Here is a 19,095-nt window from a genome sequence, read left to right as displayed (position 1 = left end):
CATTTGCTCATTTATTTACAAGCACAGAATAACACCATTTTTTTTGGATGACAAACCAAAGTTGTATAATTTATAAAAGCTCACAAAGTCCATAGCAAGCAATTTTAAAGGAAAGTTTGTGAAAAACTTATTAAGACCCTTTGTTTTTGGTCTAATTATTGCAATTTTTGTTATTTTCTTAAAAATAATCATTTTTACTTCAAATTCGCTTTTTCACAAATTCGGGTGTTTTTGTACATTTTTTGTATTTTTATAGATTTTGAGCCTAGATAAATGAAAAAAACGCTCACAATTAAGTGGCGTCTTTTCCTTTTATATCAACGTTTTTCGCATTTCAACCTTGTGAATGTGTCGCATGTGAAAAAGTTTGTGCATTTTTATACGATGTTACGTCTTATCAATCTCTTCTTCGATTAACGCTGGGTGACGCAGACTCTCTAAAAAGCTTACTTTTAGCTCTACATCTTGTTTCCCTGCTGCTTGACGGACTTGCTCGCGGTATTTGACATCAATCTTGATAATCTTATAGATTGAAGCTAGAACCGGCACCCCGATTAACATACCAGGAATACCCATCAAGCCCCCACCAACAGTTACAGCGAATAACACCCACATAGATGGTAGTCCAATTGAATCCCCCACAACTCGTGGATAGATCAAGTCCCCTTCTAATTGTTGGACAAATAAGACGAAGATGAGATAAATCAAGGCGTAGGTTGGGTTTAAAGCGAGTAGGATCAAGACGCCGACCGCACCCGATAGGAAGGCACCAATAATTGGAATCAATGCCATTACACCTTGTAGAACGCCCAACATCGCAGCATAAGGAACTTGAAGAATAAATAACCCGACTGTCACTAAAGTACCCAAGATGATTGCTTCAATAACCATTCCTGAAATAAACTTAGAAAACGTTTCATTAGCAACTCGAGCCACATTTTCAATTAATTGGTGGATATCATCGCGAACATAAACCGTTAGCAATCGTTCTACTTGTTTGGCTAATTTTTCCTTTGAGAAGAGAATATAAATTGCAAACAAGATACCCAAGAAGATATTAGTTACTGCACCAACAGAAGTGGTTAATACCGAAACAGACGTCGTCGCTAGACCTGAAGCTACATTGTTAATGCCACTTGCCACATTAGAGAAGATACTACCCCAATCGAGATTCGCTTTGTTTGCTAAGTCGTTCACTAAAGGAACCAAAGCATCTTGATTATTAAACCAATTTGTTAGATTTTCAATAGTCTCAGGTACCACTTCAATCAACGTCATAATCGCAGACGCCAATTGTGGTAACACAATTACAACCGTCGCTGCTATCACTAAACAGACAACTAAGATAGCTAAAATAATAGCAACTGGTCGTCTAGATGCTTTCAAATACTTATTTTTTGCATTCGGGTATAAGTATTTTTCAAGCCAGGTCATCAATATGTTAAGGACAAAGGCAATCATCCCACCTAAGATTAAGGGGAAAATCACTGACCAAATCATAGAAACTGCTTGGACAAGATATGACCAGTTGATTACGGCTAATATAAATACCGCAATCAAAGCCAACCATTGGACCCCTTGCTTTGTTGGACCATTTAATTTTTTCAATTCAATTCAACTCTTTCTCTACTTTAATATATATATTTTAGCATATTATGCTAAAACTAGGTTAGTTAGAATAGTTGAATTAATCGGACCAAAATACGGTGTTAAGTCAATATCTGTTCAATCACTCGCTACTACATCTTCCCCTAATGTGCAACCTACGAGTAGGTTTTCTATATCTGCAACATTTTTCTTTTCAAAAAAATCACCATAAATTCGACATTTTTGAATATGCCCCTTGACAACTTTTAAGTTGACTTCAAGTGTTCCAACAACAAGATCCGTGTTAACGGGATTGCCCCAGGTGCAATCGCTACAAATATTGCCTCAACAATGACCAACTTAAGTGACTTTGGGAACGCCCGGATTGGTGCCTTCAGCGGTTTAAACCCAAGTGTTGGTCCACCCGAAGATATCCCATGCCGCAGTATTCTTAGCATCAGATGACGATAAATTTATGAACGGTGATATTATCACTGTAGATGGTGGCTTCACGGCGCCATTCTAAAATAAATAAATTTTCCGTAAAAAAAGCTGGTCCTCATTTTTTTGAGAGCCAGCTTTTATTTGTTTTTATATCCTTATTTATCGATCATCACGCAATAGTCGATTATGGGTTTGGTCGATTAAGACAGCGCCAAGCGGTGCGGTGACTAAGATGGCAACGACTGAGATGGTTAAAATGATTTGACCATTCGGCAAGCCCATCGCTAAGGGCACCGCCCCTATGGCTGCTTGTACTGTGGCTTTTGGAATGTAGGCAAAGATGGCAAATGCTTTTTCCTCTTTGTTTAATTGAGTGCCTAAAACAGATAAAAGTACTCCAAGTCCTCTAAATACCAACAACAAGACAATTAACACTACTGCAATGAGGCCTGAATCTTCGACGGATTCGATGGACATGCTGGCACCAACTAACACGAATAGGATAATTTCAAAGACTTGCCATAAATTATTAAAACCTACTTGAACAGATTTGGCTTGAACTGGATTGACGCGAAGCATCATAAAGCCCATTGCCATCACAGCAAGTAAGGCTGAGAAGCCGATTGGTCCTGTCATGGCTTTTTCAATTCCATCAAATAACAAAGCCATCCCAAAGGTTAAGATGACTGGGTATCCACCTGATAATTGATATTTTTCAATGGCTAGTGACAGTAGCCAACCTACCAATAACCCCCCAGCGATGCCTAATATGATAGAGGTTGGCATAGATAGCATGCTTAACCAATGGAATTCACCAGTTTGAGCAAGGGCTGTTAAGGCGGTGAATATGATGATGACGAAGATATCATCCATAGAAGAGCCCGCTAGAATCATTTGCGGTACCCCTTTTTTCTTACCGTATCCCTTACCCATTAAATCTAACATGCGGGCAACGACGACGGCTGGTGATGTGGCCGCGATAATAGCCCCTAAGATAGCGGCAGATAAGTATGACATCCCAAAGAATATTGGTGCCAAAATGATTGTCCCGATGATTTCTAGGGTGGCTGGTAGGAAGCTCATCAAGATGGCTGGGCGCCCTACTTTCTTCAAGTCCTGCAAATCGATATTTAAACCCGCTCTAAGTAAGATGATCATCAAGGCAATCCGTCTTAAATCACTGGATATATCCAATGTACTTTGGTCAATTAGATTGAAAAATGATGGTCCCATGATTAAGCCAGCGATGATGTAGCCGATTAAACTAGGTAAATTCATTGCACTCAACAAGCGCCCCAATAAATACCCCACAACAATGATAAAACCTAACGATAGTAACATAATTCCCTCCTTTTGCAGGCACAAAAAAAGCTGATACGCCTGCAGTTTTACTTGCAGAAGTCATCAGCTTTTCAGCGGTTCGGTATGGGATGGCCTAAAATCACCATCTACTTGACCAGGGAGAACCTCATTCCCTCTTTTTATGTTCCTTAAGCATACGCCATTTTTCTGAAAAATACAAGGTACTATATTTAAAAATAACCCTTTGGCTTATCATTTCTCTAGCATATTCATAAATCTACTGTTCATTCCAAAAGCACTTTGACTTATGCACCAAAAAAGGGCTTTCCCCTGTTTTGTCGATCCTCAAAAATCTATCGATTAATCACGGTTAAATACCCTTTAATAACTAACTAAACTAACCTCTTCAACCAGACAATTTCCCCTAAATAACCCTTAAGATATTATCACTTGTTAATGATCGTTATTAAAGAATTTGAAGTGTCTTTTCTTGCTATCATTTTTACTCGGGTGTATATTATAGGTGAGCCTAAAAATAAAAATACAGTATCCTTGAAAGGATGGAGAAAGATGGCCAAATTAGTATTTATCCGCCACGGACAAAGTGAATTGAATTTACAAAATGTGTTTACTGGATGGTTAGATCCGGCTTTAAGTCCTCTAGGGGTGGAGGAAGCTAAGACTGCTGGTCTAGCGCTTAAAGAAGAAGGTTTAACTTTTGATATTGTACACACTTCCCTACTAGCACGTGCCATTCAAACAACTTTTTATACGCTAAATAATTTAGACCAACTTTACTTACCAGTCCACAAACATTGGCGGTTAAACGAACGCCATTACGGTGCCCTTCAAGGATTGAATAAGGCAGAAACGGCCGCTATTCACGGCGAAGACCAAGTGCATATCTGGCGCCGTTCTTATGATGTCCGCCCGCCTCAAGCGACTGCCGATACTTTTGACCGTCGATACCAAGACCTTGATATCGACCATTTATTAGCTGGCGAAAGTTTAAAAGACACATTAAACCGGACCATGCCTTATTGGGAAGACCATATTGCAGCTGATTTAAAAGAAGGCAAAAATGTCCTTGTTGTTGCTCATGGCAACAGTTTGCGGTCATTAACCAAATACTTGGAGGGTATTTCTGATGAAGATATTCCTAACTTAGAAATCGCAACTGGTGAACCCATTATTTATGACGTTGACGAAAACCTTCATATCTCAAACAAAAAAGTCTTAACGAAACATATCGCCAAATAACATGTAATGACATGCAAATAAATAGCCCGGAAGCCAGGAACGTTGTTTCCTCGACTTCTAGGCTATTTTTCTTCTTTAAATTTTATTTCTTTAAAATATGCTTCATAAGCTTGCGTTAACTCAACCAATTCATCTGGCAATGGCCATTGTGGTGGTTGACCGTTCATGATTTGCACGAATACATTTAAGCAATTATGCCAACCGGTAGCCGTTTGCACTACCCAGGCAAGGTCTGAAAATGTATGGTTAAAATGTAATCTAGCACCAGATTCCGTTTCAGAAATCTCCATGCGTATCACATCGCGGCCATCTTCGATAAACTCAAAACCATCTTCAAGTGAAAACTTAGTAATCACCCCTTGGTAAAGATTCCCTTCGCCGTCATCAAATTTTATCAATCCGCCAACTTGGCCATCCATTTCCCCTGTTGCGAATGGATACCATTTTGAAAAAATGACTGGATCTGTCAAAGCGTTGAATACTGCCTCTTTTGACTGGTAAAAGTCCCTTTCAAAGTATAGTGTATACGAACTTTCGTTTTCAATTAATTGCCCAAATAACATCGTGTTTCCTTTCCCTTACGCTAAATCTAATAGCCTTTGGATATCAATCTTCTTCATCTGTATCATGACTTGAATTTGTGCTGGATTTTGTTGTAACTCTCCGATATTTGCCGCACAATTTGCTAGGATAAACTATATCTATCTTTTACCCAACCACACTGCTCAGCTTCAGGAACAGCGGATAATTTTTCCCAGTAATAATCTATTTCATCCTGACTCTCGCAATTAAGCCTCAAAGATATTGCTTCATTAAAACGGAAATATGGCCCACCCTCCAAAGCAATATAAGGTTGGTTATTTAAAGTGAACTCTGCCGTAATAACTTTACCTGTCATACCCTCAAAGTATTCGTCTAAACTGGCATCTGGATAGTACTCAATCTGCTGAATTTCTGAATTCGGAATCAGATCTACTTAGAAGCAAACCGCCTCTTCACAATCGCCGGCACTAAAACATAAACAAGGTGCAATACGCTTCATGATAGCTCTACTTCATTGGGTGCTGGTCAGTCATACGTCACTAATACTTATATAGTTTACCACAAGAAAGTGAAAATTCGAACAGTCTATCCCAATTAGGCCTACCCCCACTAAAAAAAATGACCTACAATATTATCGACTTATCAACAATAAAATAAAAAAAGATCCAGCCTTTACACTGAATCCTTTAGAGTAAATCTACTTAGCTTGTTCTGCTTTTTTATCTTTTTTGTAGATGGCATCGACGATGACGGCGATGGCGTTGTCACCTGATACATTTGTTGCGGTACCAAATGAGTCTTGGGTGATGTATAAAGAAATGGCTAATTGGTTGAAGGCTTCTGTTAGACCAACCATTGGTAAGAAAGGTAAAGCTGACATGATGGCCCCGCCTGGTGCACCTGGTGCAGCGACCATAGCGATTCCTAGTACCATGATGAAGCCAGCCATTGTACCAATTGAGATTGGCATTGAGTACATCATTAAGATGGCTGTCACACAAGATATGATGGTGATCATTGAACCAGCTAGATGGATAGTGGCGCATAGTGGCACAACGAAGTTAGCGATTTGCTCAGAGACGCCATTTTTCCGGGCAATTTCAACGTTTGTTGGAATGGTTGCGGCAGATGATTGGGTACCTGCGGCTGTTAACCAACCCGGAATTTGATTCTTCATCATTTGGATTGGGTTCTTACCGGCGTAAGCACCAACCACGGCGAACATGCAGGCTAGGTATAGTATATGTAAGACGATGGCAGTGACTAATACCCGCCAAAAGACTGACATAACAGCAAATACAGAGCCTGAATATGACATATCCGCAAAGTTAAAGAAGATATAGAACGGCAGTAGTGGAATGACGACTGTTTGTAAGGTTAGATCGATGACCTTACCGAAGTCGGTAAATACTGTCATCAAAGCTTCTCCCCGTCCTCTTGCTCGTAGCCAAGAAATCCCTAAGCCTAACATAAAGGCGAAGATAATGGCTGCGGTAACTGAAAACATGGGTTCTAGACCAATTGAGAATAAGGCGGTGGCCCCTTCACCTGATTTTTGGATGGTATTTGCCAAGTCGGAGGTGATAAATATTGGGAATAAATTGCTGGCTACAGCATAGGCAATGATACCGGCAACGATTGTTGACCCGTAGGAAATGGCTACAGTAATCCCTAAAAGTTTACCCGCACCTTCTGCTAGTTCAGCGATACCTGGAATAATCAAGCCGACGATCATCAATGGAATGATGAAGGCCAGGAACTCGGAGAATAATCCGGATAATGTTTTTAATACTTGGAAGAAAATTTCTGGTAGAAAACCAAATTGGCCGACAATAATTCCTAATATAATTGCAATCACTAATTTCAAGGCTAGCGGTATTTTAAACCCCTTCTTTGCCATATGAACAACTCCTCTAAATCATTTCTTTCTCAAAAAGAAAAAAGTCCCAAATCAACTTGGGGCTTAACTTATTTTTATGAGATTACTGCTTTTATTTTAACAGATTTTTAATGAAATAAACTAGGTAATTTCGACAAAATTGCATTCGCTTCTTGCCATTTCGGAAAATATTGGTCCATTAGCTGGTAGAAACGCTTGGTATGGTTGGTTTCTAGTAAATGGACTAATTCGTGAACAACAACTGATTCCAGGCAAATTAATGGTGCAGTGACCAAGTTCAAACTAATCCAGATGCGTTTCTTCTGGATATTGCAGGTCCCCCATCTAGTTTTCATTTGCTTGATCCGAAATTCATTGGCCCATACGTCCATATGGGCCATCATTTTAGGGCCGGTAATGACCAATTGGTCTTTCAACGCTTGTCTGTAAAAGGCCGTCATGACTTGTGCCCGCCCATCCTGGTCCATTCCTGGTTTGACAGTTAAAACTAGCTGGTTATCCATTAATTGGCAAGATGTTGGCCCCGGTTTTTCAATGACTAGTAAAGGATAGGATTGGCCCCATAAATAATGGATTTCGCCAGTTTCATAGCGTTTGACCTGGTCTTGGTAACGGTTTTGGATATCTGCCTGCATCCGCTCAATTTGGGCTAAGTTAGTTTCCACGAAGGCGACAATAGCGGCTTTACTGGCATAATTGGGTGCTGAAATACGCAGGTCTCCATGAGGTGGGACGGCTTTTAAGGTCAAGTTTTTATAGTTGGCCTGCTTGGTTACTTGAACGGGATAGCCCGCGATGGTCATATCAAGTTTAATAGCTAGCACCTCCCTGCGTGATTGTTTTGGCAAAATGACTGCCCTTATTCACTCTCGTTAATCTCTGTAATGAGGTTATCGTAATTGACTGTGGCATTCATGAAAGCTGTATTATCAGTTGCGAAATGCTGGTGGAAGTCGGTGACGGTTTGGACGGATACGTCTGCATGATTAATCGTATAATCAATGATGTGGCCACCAAAACTTTTGTCTTCGCTGATAAAATGGCAATGAAAGCCTTGTTTAACTACACCTTCAAATAGGTAAGGACCGTAAATCCCGATGCAAGTACCCTTGACGTTTTCTTGCTTGAATTCGGGTTGCTTGCGACTGGCGTCAATAAAGCGCGGGAAAGGTTCTTCAACGCGCGGGATGACCCGGGTATGCATGAAATCAAAAGACCCTTCGATGCGGATGACTGAAAATGTCGATAAGGATTTCAATTTCCCTTTTAGGTATTGATGCCATTCGTCTAGGGTAAATAATTCGTTTACGGTGAAGGTTTGGTCAGGCGTAAAGTCAGTAACGGCGGCATACGGCACGGTTTCGTCCCCTTTTAAAACGACTAATTCGCCGTTTTCCTTGGCCTGGTATGCCTTACCGTCAATCACGATCAATTCCCCATCTAAATGGTCCATGGTGCCAATCCCATAGTTGCCCTCTTTTAATAAGGCTTCTATGGTCATCGACCCATCGAAAAAGCCCGCCATTAAGTCGCCCAATGTTTGATGTTGAAATAGTTTCGCCATATCTGTCTCCCCGTATCGCTTTCTGTGCACAGTTCATTTTCATATTATTTAAACGATGGCACTTCTTGTCATGTCCATACTACCTTTTTTGCCCTCGTCTCGCAAGCTGTTGTAGGAATGACAGCTTGAAATTGTTGGCCCTTTTTCCTATACTAACTAGTACTTACTAGACAAAAAATTCGAGAGGAGTGGTTGGATGATTTCGCACGAGTTGCCTTTGATGCCGATTGGCGAGGATGAGAAGCGGTGGATGGCGGAAATTACGGGGGATGATGAGACTTTCGTCTTGAAACGGGATTTTCAGCCTGAGATCCGGCCTGGTGTTTGGGAAATTTATGATGGTTGGTACCAAATTCACGGCCAATTTCCTGGCATTTCACCCTTCGAGAAGGAATATGTCCTCGTGCAAAATGGGCAGATGACCCGCCACCTTGACTTTCGCTATATGATCAGTGCCCTACCGCAAATTAAAGCCTACGAAGAACAGCGAAAAGAACGCTTAGCATACCAAATCACCAAAGTCCTGGATGAAATCTACGAAGCAGTACCCTACGACGGGGTTTCAGACGCCATTTTAAGCCAAAAAGAGGACATGTCGATGGTGGAAACATCTAGCGAATTGGTCAAAGGTCTAGCCAACATCTTGAAACAAAAAGACGACATCATAAAAAAATACCAGACTTATTACGACCAAGGAGAAGACTTGTGGTAGATAGATTGAAGCTACGACAAAAGTCGCTGCTCTAATCTTCCAAAGGTTCCTTTCTTGGTGTCGGCTCTTACACCTTAAAAAGCCGAACAATTACCGGAAGTAATTGGCGTATTTTGGAAAGCATCGAAAGAGTTTGACTTTTGTGGGACAGCCGACGGAACGCAGCGACATACCGATGCCTTTCGTAAGAAGAGCCTGATATTACGACTTGTGGTAAATAGTAATTAGGGGCCTGACACTAATGTCAAAGCCCCTTTTTCTATATGTCGAATTTACAATTTAAGTGCAACACATAAAAATTTCAAAAAAATCTGGATCCGAACAATGAAATCTAAAGTAATCATTAATGCAATCACCTTCAGGGTTATGATAAGAAAAAGAAGTGCCAGGAGAAAATATAACTATAGAATTTGGTCTCACTTGATGAAATTTATCATTTATATAAAAAATAGCATTTGTTTTGATAAAGAGAGCAAGGTAAACATCAATTCCTTCAGGATGACCAATTTTCTCGGAATGGGGATGATGGAAATCCACGCCTCTATGTTTTGAAACAATGGAAAACAATTGAACCAACTGAATACTTCCTTCCTAAAAATTATGTTTTTATTTTTTCGTAAATTTCAAGGTTAAGTTAGCCACTACAGGTAACTCATTTGTTTGGTACCGTAACTGCCTTGTTATTCTAAATCAGTGACCCTCTGATAATGAACTGAGGGAAGGTAGTCTTCCGACCAGTCTGGCCTCAGGCCATCTTTCCAGACATGAAGCCATGCCGAGGTCAAGTAATGATAGGTCAAGCCCCCAATCGTTCTTGCTTGAATGCTTGAACAAATGTGTCATGTGGTGTTGCATAACCGAAAATTTTCCGCGGGTAATCGTTCATCCAACGCTGGATCCGCAAAATCTGGTTCTCGCTCTCCTCACTAATCGGGCTTCCCTTGGGGACGAAACGGCGAATTAATTTATGCTGATTTTCGCTCGTCCCACGCTCCCAAGAAGCATAGGGGTGGCTGAAATAGACGTCAGCTACATCTTGCAGAGCATCGTGTAGCCCCGAAAACTCCGAGCCATTGTCGGAGGTCACGGTCTTAAATAATTGATCGAAGTTAGCGCCAGCCCGTTCTCTTAGCTGTTGAACCGCTTGGTCCACCGATTCGGTGTCCTTCCCGTTCAACTTTAGGATGACTTCAAAGCGTGTCTGCCGTTCAGCCAGCGTCAGCAGCACGGCATCCGACTTGGTCTGTTTCCCACGACTGTGTCGATTGCCCAATGACCGAATGTTTCCCGGGTTTCAACTTCTTTAGAGCGTTCTTCAATTGACGTCCCGAGAACACGCTTGTTGGGACGGTGTCCTGGGCGGCCCGCTTTGATTTTACGGGACAGTTTTTCAAGCAAGTCCATGTTCTTTGTTCGCATGATTCCGCGGTCAATCCATTGATAAAGAGCAGTTGTTCCAGGAATGATGGCACAATCGAACAGCGCGTGTTTTCTGGCAAATCCGACTACGACGTCCGGCGACCATTTTTCATTTAACATTTTGTCATCTACCCAGTCAATGAAGGCATTTGTGTTCGCCCATTTGGGGCGTCTGCCACAGTTCAGTCGTTGATTTTCATAGAAGGCCTGTCCTGCATCAGCGTCATAAACAGAATAGTAGGTGTCATACACTTTTCCATTTTGGAGCTGAACCCAAAAGGAATCCGGGCAGTTGTCGAGCAACAATTTGAAGTTGCCAGACAGATTCTGGATGCGGGGCTTGTGCCAATCATTGAACCTGAAGTCGACATCTATAGTGAGAAAAAAGATGAAGTGGAGACTATTCTGAAAGAAGAATTGCTGCGGAATCTGGATACCTTACACGAAGACGATCATGTTATGTTGAAGTTGACAATTCCTACTGTGGCTAATACTTATAAAGAAACCATTGACCATCTAAATGTTCTTCGGGTCGTGGCCCTTTCCGGCGGTTATTCAAGGGATGAGGCAAACGTAAAACTGAAAGAAAATGATGGTTTGATCGCCAGCTTCTCCCGTGCTCTCTCCCAAGACCTGAACGTCAACCAGACCGATGAGGAAATTAACGCCGCATTAAAGGATGCAATTGATAGCATTTTTGATGCTTCCGTAAATAAAAAGGCTTAGAAAGACAGAAGTAGAATGCTGTGACGATCATTTTTAAGAGGATTTACAGATGTAAAATGAATATAAAGAAAAATACCTCCTTCACGAAAGGCTTAGCAGTTGATTACGTGAAGGAGGTATTTTTGACAGCAGGAATCGCTCGGCCTTCCCACTTTTCCATTCCATTTGATCTAAAAGAAATATAAAATACTTTTCTGAAGGTTATCTTTCATATCGATGTTTCCTTTTTTAATCAGAGACGGCAAATCAAAACCCTTCTCTTGCCTATTCATGGCAGGTAGCACAGGCAATAAAAATGCCTGCGCCATATTTGTTGATTCTGCTATGAAATAGTTCTTGACGAATCGTTTTTTCGTCCCTAGAATGTATGGACGTATCACTGACAAAGGTCATTTAGGAGAATTAGAAAACATGGAAAAAACGGAATTGAAAAAAAGTATCAGCGGCTTGACTGCGCTGACAGTATTAGTGGGTACTGTAATTGGAGCGGGGGTCTTCTTTAAGCCTACAGCGGTGTATTCTGCTAGCGGGGCTCCGGGTGTTGGGCTGTTGGCTTGGTTTGTTGCCGGTATCATTACCATCACTGGTGGTCTGACTGTTGCTGAAATTGGCACGATTTACTCGGAATCGGGCGGATTAATGCTGTATATGGAAAAAGTATATGGAAAGATTTGGGGGTTTCTGGCTGGATGGGCACAGATGATTGTTTATTTCCCAGCAAACTTTGCGGCTTTGGCCATTATCTTTGCGACGCAAGTTATCAATCTTTTCGGGTTAAGCGATCAATTGATCATTCCCATTGCGATTGGGACCGCCCTCTTTGTAGCCCTCATGAATTTTATGGGAACGAAGCATGGCAGCAGGATTCAAAATGTCGCTACTTTCCTGAAACTTATTCCTCTTTTTATTATCATTATTGCTGGGTTACTTTATCCTGGAGGAGGTCAACAGAGCCTTATGCCTTTTGTTTCAGAAGACCATTCTTTCCTGACTGCTCTTAGCTCAGCACTGGTTGCCACCCTTTTTGCTTATGATGGTTGGATGAACGTGGGGACGTTGGCGGGAGAGATGAAAAATCCCGGGAAGACATTGCCTCGCGTGATTGTCGGCGGACTCTCCATCGTGATGGCCGTTTATCTTGCAATCAATGTTGCCTATCTTTTTGTAGTCGATAGCGCTACTCTTGCAGGTACTGCTACCCCTGCAGCAGCTGTTGCTTCTAAACTGTTTCCAGGTATTGGCGGCAAATTAATCACGGTGGGAATTTTAATCTCTGTTTTTGGTGCAATGAATGGCTACTTCATTTCTGCTATGCGCATTCCCTATGTACTGGCAAAAAGAGGATTGCTTCCTTTTGCTGATTGGTTCGGTGTTTTGCATCCCAAAACTTATGTCCCAATGAATGGCGGCATAATGATTGTTTCTATCTCTGTCGTGATGATGCTGTCCGGTTCGTTCAATCAGCTGACTGATTTGATTGTATTCGTTATATGGATTTTCTCTACCATGACTTTCCTGGCAGTCATTATCCTGCGGAAAAGAAAACCCGCAATTGAGCGCTCTTACAAAGTGCCACTCTATCCCTTTATTCCGCTGGTAGCAATTGCAGGAGGCTTGTTTATTTTAATGAGTACTTTGCTGACGCAGCCGTTCAACGCTTTATTGGGAATCGTCTTGACTCTGTTAGGTGTTCCTGTTTTCTTATATACTCAAAAAAATCAAAAAGCTCCCGTTTTAATTGAAGAAGAATAATATTGGCATAGATTATCGAACAAGCAGCCCCATATGGAAGCTGCTTGTTTTGCATTTTTTTGGGGTGGTTTATAGGGATTTGGGGAGGTTTGTATAGTACAGAACTTTTTTATGAGCTGTATCATACACATTTCCTAAAGAAATGAATGACGACGAGCAGTAATGATACGTTCGAAGAAAAAAATAGAAACAAGCTCCGAATTTTGGAGCTTGTCTCTATTTGAATGCTCTATTCAATTTTAAAAAGGCGCGTACTGACATGACTTTCTTTCATTTCCAAAAAGATAAATGTATCTTCTTTTTCTGGGAAAGCAAGACTCGATAATACTTTCAAACCATCATTGAAAAAGATTTCTACGGATGAAGTATCAACGAAGATATTCATCTTCAACTCTTTGTTTGGAAGGAATTTACTTTGACGTGTTGATTTTGTTTCATTCATCTTTCCAATCCCTACATTCGTGCGGTCTACTTCAACAAAACCTCGTTCTGAGTCAAAATCAACTTTTAAGTAGCGAGTCCGCTCTTTATTTGCCAAAAGATAGAGGATCCCTTGTTGATTTTCAGGAAGAAGAATTTCTAATTCATAAGCATTTTCATCTGGCTGGTGTAAAGTTACCAAACCATTTATTTTCTCTGCTTTTTCTTCAAGCAATCGTTTAGTTTTGTTCATTTCTTCTACAGGATATTGATATAATTGGTTTCCTTTTACTTTCAATTCCTTCACTAAATTTAAACAATTTGTCCAACCATCTTGGTAAACAGGATACTCATTTAATGAACGCGAAATAATATTCCTATTGCATGAGCAAGGAAAGTCTTTAGGATATATTTCTAAGCAACTAAATCGTGCAAAATCAACAATTTCAAGAGAACTAAAGCGGAATACTATTCAAGAAAAAAGTTATTCTCCCTCAAAAGCACAAGAAAAGTATCAGCAAAGAAAGAGAAGAAAGTGTGGTCGTAAACGCATACTTCTAGATACAGAAATTCATTCTCGGGTACAACGACTCTTTTTGGAAGAACAATGGTCTCCAGAGGAGATTAGTGCCCGAATGAGACTAGAAATAAATCAGCAAGCTCTTAGTTATAATACGATTTATCGTGCAATATATCGCGGAGATTTTGATGAACCGAATCTTTCTCACGGCAATAAAGGTGCAATTCGTAAGTTAAAACATCGAGGTAAAACACGACACACAAACAATTATTGAGAGCGCCGTGGAAAAATAGCAATTTCGAATACGATTCATGAACGGCCATCTGCTGCCAATGAGCGCCTTGAGATCGGTCATTGGGAAGCTGATACTGTAGCCGGTAAAACAGGTAGGGCTTGTATTGTAACTCTAGTCGATCGTAGATATCGTTTTTCCCTACTTGGTAAGGTTGAAAAGAAAATCTCTAAAAATGTGATTGATTGTATGATCAATCTACTAAGAAATATAGGAGAAGATAAATGTAAAACCGTTACACCCGATAGAGGAAAAGAATTCTCCCAACATAGTCGAATAACGCTAGAATTAAATGGCACTAAAGTGTATTTTCCAGATCCACATGCTCCATAGCAACGTGGTACAAACGAAAATACTAATGGTTTATTACGTGAATATTCACCTAAAGGTGAAGATATTTCAGGTATTTTCGATAGTCAAATTCAAGAATGAGCGAATAAATTAAACACGCGACCACGGAAATGTCTAAACTGGAAAACCCCTTATGAAGTATTTTTTAATGAATCGTTGCACTTAATCTGACAATTGAAGATACATTTATTTCGACTTTATATCTATTTCCATTTCGCTTCTGCTGTCGGTTCATAAGCAGCCATTTTCTCTAACAAGACTTCCGGATCGCTTTCAACCAACAACATATCTCGGTATTGTTGATGCATAAACCCATGGTCGACTTGGAAATCCAAAAAGTCTAACAAGCCGTCATAGTAGTTATTCACATTCAAAATCCCGATTGGTTTGTCGTGGTAGCCAACCTGCTTCCAGGAAATCACTTCAAACAACTCTTCCATGGTCCCTGGACCACCCGGCAAGGCAATAAACCCGTCAGACAAATCAATCATCTGTGCCTTCCGTTCGTGCATCCCTTGGACAACAAACAATTTAGTCAGGTCAGGATGTTGAATATTGTTATCCGCCAACTTCTGTGGCACAACCCCCATCACATCGCCGCCAAAAGCCAAAGCCCCGTTCGCTACAGCAGCCATACAGCCCACATTTGACCCACCATAAACCAAAGTTCGCCCAGATTTAGCAATCAACTCGCCGACCTTTGTCGCCATCTCTTCATAAACTGGGTCATCTCCAGTAGCCGACCCCAAATATACCGCAACATTTTCAAGTTCCATGCACAACACCCCTTCTTTCCCAATATTTTAGCCAAACCATCATCATCTGACAAGTACCTCCCCCTGAAAAAGGGCGAAACGCATCTTGCTGCCATTCTCTATCAAGCATCCACATTGACCCACCCCACGCGTCCTGTCATAATGTAAATAGAAGAGGTGGTTATATGACAACAACATTAAATAAAATCGTATACGAAAACTTACAAGACGAAGTAGTGGTGGATATCCGTGACAATACAACCTTCCGCCAAGGTCACTTGCCGAATAGTTTGAACGTCACAGCCAAGCAAAAAGACAAATACTGGGATGGCTTGGTCAAAAACAAAGAAAACATTGTCATCCTTACAGATAAGGAAGATTCGCTCGCTGACTTTGAAGACCTAGATCCAAACGCTTATATTTTTTTTGAAGATATCCCGCAAGAAGTATTAGTTACAAGTGCAGAAATCACAGCGGCAGATTTTTTACAATTATCTGATGATAATGACTATATTTTATTAGACTTACGTCACCCAGATGAAATTACCCGCCCAGCACCAGAGAAAAACTTGGTAAATATCCCACTAGAAAAGCTAGCCGATAACTTAGAAAGAATTGATAGCGACAAAGATATTTACCTACTCTGTGGATCAGGCGGCCGTGCCACAGCAGGCGACGCCTACTTAACAGCACATGGCTACAACAAAACACATGTCATCGAAGGCGGCATCAAAGCAGTCATTCAAGCCCAAGGGGAATAATTGTGTTAGCTGTATTTTATTTTAGTTTGCTATGTTGCTTTACTGAGGAGAATCTCCACTAATATTATTAAAAAGATAGTGATTGCCGAGTCAGCGGTCACTATCTTTTTCATTTGCGTGATTGTTTTTCTGAAATTTGAATGGTTTTTCCGTAATCTTTTATATATTAGTGTATGATAGATATATATTTATATTATACGTTATAGGGAGGAATAGGACATGTTGAAAAGAATACCCGTTCTATTATTAACAGGTTTGCTTTTAGCTGGTTGTGCTGGAAATGAACAAGAAAATGGCGATGGGTCCCAAGAACAAGCTACTACTAGTGAATCTTCAGAGGCTAACAATACTAATGATGGTGAAGATGCGGAAAGCATTGACCAAGATGAGGATACTAATGAAGAAACAGATAATCAAGTAGCTAACTACTATATCGACCCTGAGATTTCAAGTGTATTGCCGGCTAATGAGGATGCGAACCCTAATGTTGTACTCGCCACTGTCGATGATGTACCAAGGAAGTTACCCGACACACCAACGTCGTCAGTAGAGGAAGCACAAGCTATGGCCGATCGCGGTATTTACGGGATTTTCTTCGTCAACGGTATGTACTTACAAGGTGAAGATGGCGAAGAAGGCCGGCAAGCATTAAAAGAGATTGCCGACATGGGTCATGTGATTGGTAACCACACGCTTACGCATTATAGTCTTGACCAAGTACCTGACGAAGAAACCTTGCGTCACGAAATTATTGGTAACCAAGATATTATTGAAGAAGTTATTGGTTATCGCCCACAATTCTTCCGTCCACCACACGGTATTGAAACCCCAGAATTAGAGGGGATTTTAGAAGAAGAAAACATGGTGGCGATGAACTGGTCGTATGGTTTTGATTGGGACGAAAACTATTCAGACCCAGCAACGCTAGCAGATGTCATGGTGAACACTGAATTCTTATCTCCAGGCGCTAATTTATTAATGCACGACTTAACTTGGACCAACGAAGCTATGCCGGCCATACTAGACGGTATCCAAGCCAAAGGTTACGAATTTGTTGACGCCCGTGACATCGCCACACGAGACGAAATGGCTGACTTATAATCTAACCACTTGATTTTAAAAACATTTATACACGCAAAAAGATAGTGTCTGTTTAAGTTAACATTCACTATCTTTTTATATTGGTTATTAATTTGACTACATTGAGAAATTACTCATCATAATTAGCATATATTTATATTCTGTAACTATTGAATGTATTCGTGGATTACCTTAAAGCCACTGGCTTATCTATTAATCATCAAAAGTTACTAAATAGAGTTGAAACCAGAGGCTTCATATTTTAATTAATCTTTTATTTCTTTTTTCTTTAATAACACGATATTTTCTAAATGTGCAGTATGAGGGAATTGGTCGATTGGTTGCACTTCTACAACTTCGTAGCCAAAGTCAAGTAACCAAACGAGGTCGGCTGCTAAACTTTTCGGTCCGCATGACACGTAGACAATGCGGTCGGTGCCGAATCGACCGATGGCACGCATGACTTTACCGCCCGCCCCGTTACGCGGTGGGTCTAATAATAATAAGTCTGGCTGCCCCCAAACATCTGGTAAAACCCGCAATCCTGCTCTGGCATCTGAGGCCATAAAGAAAGTATTATCTAGGTTGTTATCTGATGCATTTCGTTTAGCTGAGTTGATTGAGTTCTCTACAATTTCAATCCCTGCCAACGATTTAGAAGCGGCTGCTAATGGTAGTGAAAAAGTCCCGATACCACAGAATAGGTCTAAAACTTTCATATCCTCTTTGACCTGAGCCATGTCAATCGCAGTTTCTACCATCTTATCGGCTTGGACAGGATTTACTTGGAAGAAAGTATCTGGCCAAATACGGAATTTAAAACCTTGTAGTTCGTCGTTGATATAGTCACGACCGTGAATGAGATAGACATCATTGTCATACGACCGTTCGGTACCCCCATTTTTCTTCAACCATTGGAAGGAAACGATCCGTGGTTGCGCGTTCAGAAGGCGTTGGGTAAGGTCCTCGATGGCTTCAGTATAAGCGTCAGGTGCTTCTAAAGCGTAAATGGCGACCATGATTTCCCCTGTTGCAAATGATTGACGCATCAATAGGTTGCATAGCAAACCTTCTTTGGTATCTTTATCCAAGCCTGGGAATTGGTAGTCTTTTTGCCATTTAGAGACAACTTTTTTAATGGCAATCATCTCTTCTGGGGCTAGGATGGAGTCTTCTAAGTCGATAACTTTACGGTAATTTCCTTGTTGGTGCATACCTAAAGACCCGTCTACGCCAAAAGTTAATTCCATCTTATTGCGGTATCGGTAAGGATTGTCCATGCCGATGATGGGTTTGACTAGGTTGGTATCAAAGCCAGCTTCTGCTAAATAACCCTTAATCAGATTTTCTTTGTGGGCTAGCTGGTCTTCGTATTTCATAAATTGTAGGGGCGCGCCGGCAGCCATTTCTCGGTCTACTGGCATATCCAAATTCCGCATGGGACTTGGTTCCAGCAATTCGTCAAATGATAGACTGGCTTTATGACGTCCTTTGGCATTGGGCACAGTCACGCGGACTTTGTCGCCCGGGACGACATTATCGATAAATAGTAGTAAATGTTTTCCGTGGGGGCCTTTTTCTGGCGGATGGATATAGCGCACAAAACCCACGCCTGTATGGTCCAGTTTCTCAACTGTCACCTCAAGAACTTCTGTTGGATATATATCTTTCTTCAATGTTTCACACCTCTTCTGGCAATTGTCAAGA

General features: G+C 41.0%; 19 protein-coding genes, 3 pseudogenes and 1 riboswitch. Of the genes and pseudogenes, 9 read left to right on the top strand and 13 right to left on the bottom strand.

Going from position 1 to position 19,095, the window contains the following annotated elements:
* Positions 1–387: 387 nt before the first annotated feature.
* Together ACUW85_RS07195 and ACUW85_RS07190 are read right to left on the bottom strand one after the other, a co-directional pair.
* Complete coding sequence (locus ACUW85_RS07195; protein ID WP_154837954.1) at positions 388–1,608, bottom strand: AI-2E family transporter; 1,221 nt, start codon at positions 1,606–1,608, stop codon at positions 388–390.
* A 117-nt stretch (positions 1,609–1,725) separates the two neighbouring features.
* Positions 1,726–1,926, bottom strand: coding sequence for a lipoate protein ligase C-terminal domain-containing protein (locus ACUW85_RS07190; protein WP_082148238.1), 201 nt, complete (start codon positions 1,924–1,926; stop codon positions 1,726–1,728).
* A 73-nt stretch (positions 1,927–1,999) separates the two neighbouring features.
* Between ACUW85_RS07190 and ACUW85_RS07185 the strand changes: the two genes are divergently transcribed.
* Entirely contained in the window at positions 2,000–2,113 is a 114-nt protein-coding gene (locus ACUW85_RS07185; protein ID WP_205713466.1) for an SDR family oxidoreductase, read from the top strand.
* A 77-nt stretch (positions 2,114–2,190) separates the two neighbouring features.
* Here the strand turns inward: ACUW85_RS07185 and ACUW85_RS07180 are convergent, their stop codons facing one another.
* On the bottom strand, positions 2,191–3,372 hold the full coding sequence (locus ACUW85_RS07180; protein WP_149315075.1) for a cation:proton antiporter domain-containing protein: 1,182 nt from the start codon (positions 3,370–3,372) through the stop codon (positions 2,191–2,193).
* 47 nt (positions 3,373–3,419) lie between these two features.
* Positions 3,420–3,516, bottom strand: a riboswitch (Fluoride riboswitch).
* A gap of 387 nt (positions 3,517–3,903) precedes the next feature.
* On the opposite strand from ACUW85_RS07180, the gene gpmA reads away from it, so the two are divergent.
* Positions 3,904–4,593, top strand: a complete 690-nt coding sequence (gene gpmA / locus ACUW85_RS07175) for a 2,3-diphosphoglycerate-dependent phosphoglycerate mutase (RefSeq protein ID WP_149256605.1) — start codon at positions 3,904–3,906, stop codon at positions 4,591–4,593.
* A gap of 62 nt (positions 4,594–4,655) precedes the next feature.
* On the opposite strand, the gene ACUW85_RS07170 is transcribed toward gpmA, so the two are convergent.
* The 5 genes from ACUW85_RS07170 to budA form a co-directional block, all read right to left on the bottom strand.
* Positions 4,656–5,156, bottom strand: a complete 501-nt coding sequence (locus ACUW85_RS07170) for an SRPBCC domain-containing protein (protein ID WP_149358697.1) — start codon at positions 5,154–5,156, stop codon at positions 4,656–4,658.
* A gap of 122 nt (positions 5,157–5,278) precedes the next feature.
* The gene (locus ACUW85_RS07165; protein WP_396027402.1) at positions 5,279–5,560 is read right to left on the bottom strand and encodes a VOC family protein; all 282 of its coding nucleotides are present in this window, start codon (positions 5,558–5,560) and stop codon (positions 5,279–5,281) included.
* A 273-nt stretch (positions 5,561–5,833) separates the two neighbouring features.
* Positions 5,834–7,036 (bottom strand): dicarboxylate/amino acid:cation symporter, encoded by a 1,203-nt coding sequence (locus tag ACUW85_RS07160; RefSeq protein ID WP_182023116.1) that lies wholly within the window; start codon positions 7,034–7,036, stop codon positions 5,834–5,836.
* Positions 7,037–7,143: 107 nt separating this feature from the next.
* Positions 7,144–7,884, bottom strand: a complete 741-nt coding sequence (locus ACUW85_RS07155; RefSeq protein WP_259345349.1) for a M48 family metallopeptidase — start codon at positions 7,882–7,884, stop codon at positions 7,144–7,146.
* Between the two features lie 11 nt (positions 7,885–7,895).
* Complete coding sequence (budA, locus tag ACUW85_RS07150) at positions 7,896–8,600, bottom strand: acetolactate decarboxylase (protein ID WP_182023115.1); 705 nt, start codon at positions 8,598–8,600, stop codon at positions 7,896–7,898.
* 196 nt (positions 8,601–8,796) lie between these two features.
* Here budA and ACUW85_RS07145 point away from each other — a divergent pair, with 196 nt between their 5' ends.
* A complete protein-coding gene (locus ACUW85_RS07145) occupies positions 8,797–9,312 on the top strand; it encodes a hypothetical protein (protein WP_048728453.1) in 516 nt (171 codons plus the stop codon).
* Between the two features lie 279 nt (positions 9,313–9,591).
* On the opposite strand, the gene ACUW85_RS07140 is transcribed toward ACUW85_RS07145, so the two are convergent.
* Positions 9,592–9,888 (bottom strand): hypothetical protein, encoded by a 297-nt coding sequence (locus ACUW85_RS07140; RefSeq protein WP_048728451.1) that lies wholly within the window; start codon positions 9,886–9,888, stop codon positions 9,592–9,594.
* A gap of 220 nt (positions 9,889–10,108) precedes the next feature.
* A pseudogene (locus ACUW85_RS07135) lies at positions 10,109–11,001 on the bottom strand (IS30 family transposase); the annotation flags it as partial.
* A gap of 72 nt (positions 11,002–11,073) precedes the next feature.
* Here ACUW85_RS07135 and ACUW85_RS07130 point away from each other — a divergent pair.
* Both ACUW85_RS07130 and ACUW85_RS07125 read left to right on the top strand, forming a co-directional pair.
* Entirely contained in the window at positions 11,074–11,457 is a 384-nt protein-coding gene (locus tag ACUW85_RS07130; protein WP_205713437.1) for a beta/alpha barrel domain-containing protein, read from the top strand.
* A 411-nt stretch (positions 11,458–11,868) separates the two neighbouring features.
* Positions 11,869–13,209 (top strand): APC family permease, encoded by a 1,341-nt coding sequence (locus tag ACUW85_RS07125; protein ID WP_149256608.1) that lies wholly within the window; start codon positions 11,869–11,871, stop codon positions 13,207–13,209.
* A gap of 229 nt (positions 13,210–13,438) precedes the next feature.
* Here ACUW85_RS07125 and ACUW85_RS07120 read toward each other — a convergent pair whose 3' ends face one another.
* The gene (locus ACUW85_RS07120; RefSeq protein ID WP_111857479.1) at positions 13,439–13,927 is read right to left on the bottom strand and encodes a GH32 C-terminal domain-containing protein; all 489 of its coding nucleotides are present in this window, start codon (positions 13,925–13,927) and stop codon (positions 13,439–13,441) included.
* A gap of 64 nt (positions 13,928–13,991) precedes the next feature.
* Here ACUW85_RS07120 and ACUW85_RS07115 point away from each other — a divergent pair.
* A pseudogene (locus ACUW85_RS07115) lies at positions 13,992–14,423 on the top strand (transposase); the annotation flags it as partial.
* A gap of 12 nt (positions 14,424–14,435) precedes the next feature.
* Positions 14,436–14,963: pseudogene (locus tag ACUW85_RS07110) on the top strand (IS30 family transposase); the annotation flags it as partial.
* 32 nt (positions 14,964–14,995) lie between these two features.
* On the opposite strand, the gene ACUW85_RS07105 reads toward ACUW85_RS07110, so the two are convergent.
* Positions 14,996–15,568, bottom strand: coding sequence for an LOG family protein (locus ACUW85_RS07105; RefSeq protein ID WP_149256575.1), 573 nt, complete (start codon positions 15,566–15,568; stop codon positions 14,996–14,998).
* 164 nt (positions 15,569–15,732) lie between these two features.
* Between ACUW85_RS07105 and ACUW85_RS07100 the strand changes: the two genes are divergently transcribed.
* Both ACUW85_RS07100 and ACUW85_RS07095 read left to right on the top strand, forming a co-directional pair.
* Positions 15,733–16,308, top strand: coding sequence for a rhodanese-like domain-containing protein (locus ACUW85_RS07100; protein ID WP_149256576.1), 576 nt, complete (start codon positions 15,733–15,735; stop codon positions 16,306–16,308).
* Between the two features lie 219 nt (positions 16,309–16,527).
* The gene (locus tag ACUW85_RS07095; RefSeq protein ID WP_182023114.1) at positions 16,528–17,409 is read left to right on the top strand and encodes a polysaccharide deacetylase family protein; all 882 of its coding nucleotides are present in this window, start codon (positions 16,528–16,530) and stop codon (positions 17,407–17,409) included.
* Between the two features lie 245 nt (positions 17,410–17,654).
* Here the strand turns inward: ACUW85_RS07095 and rlmD are convergent, their stop codons facing one another.
* Positions 17,655–19,064, bottom strand: coding sequence for a 23S rRNA (uracil(1939)-C(5))-methyltransferase RlmD (rlmD, locus tag ACUW85_RS07090; protein WP_149256578.1), 1,410 nt, complete (start codon positions 19,062–19,064; stop codon positions 17,655–17,657).
* Between the last annotated feature and the right edge of the window lie 31 nt (positions 19,065–19,095).

This window comes from Aerococcus sp. 150760013-2, assembly GCF_053627715.1.
This window is presented reverse-complemented; position numbering and strand designations above follow the sequence as displayed.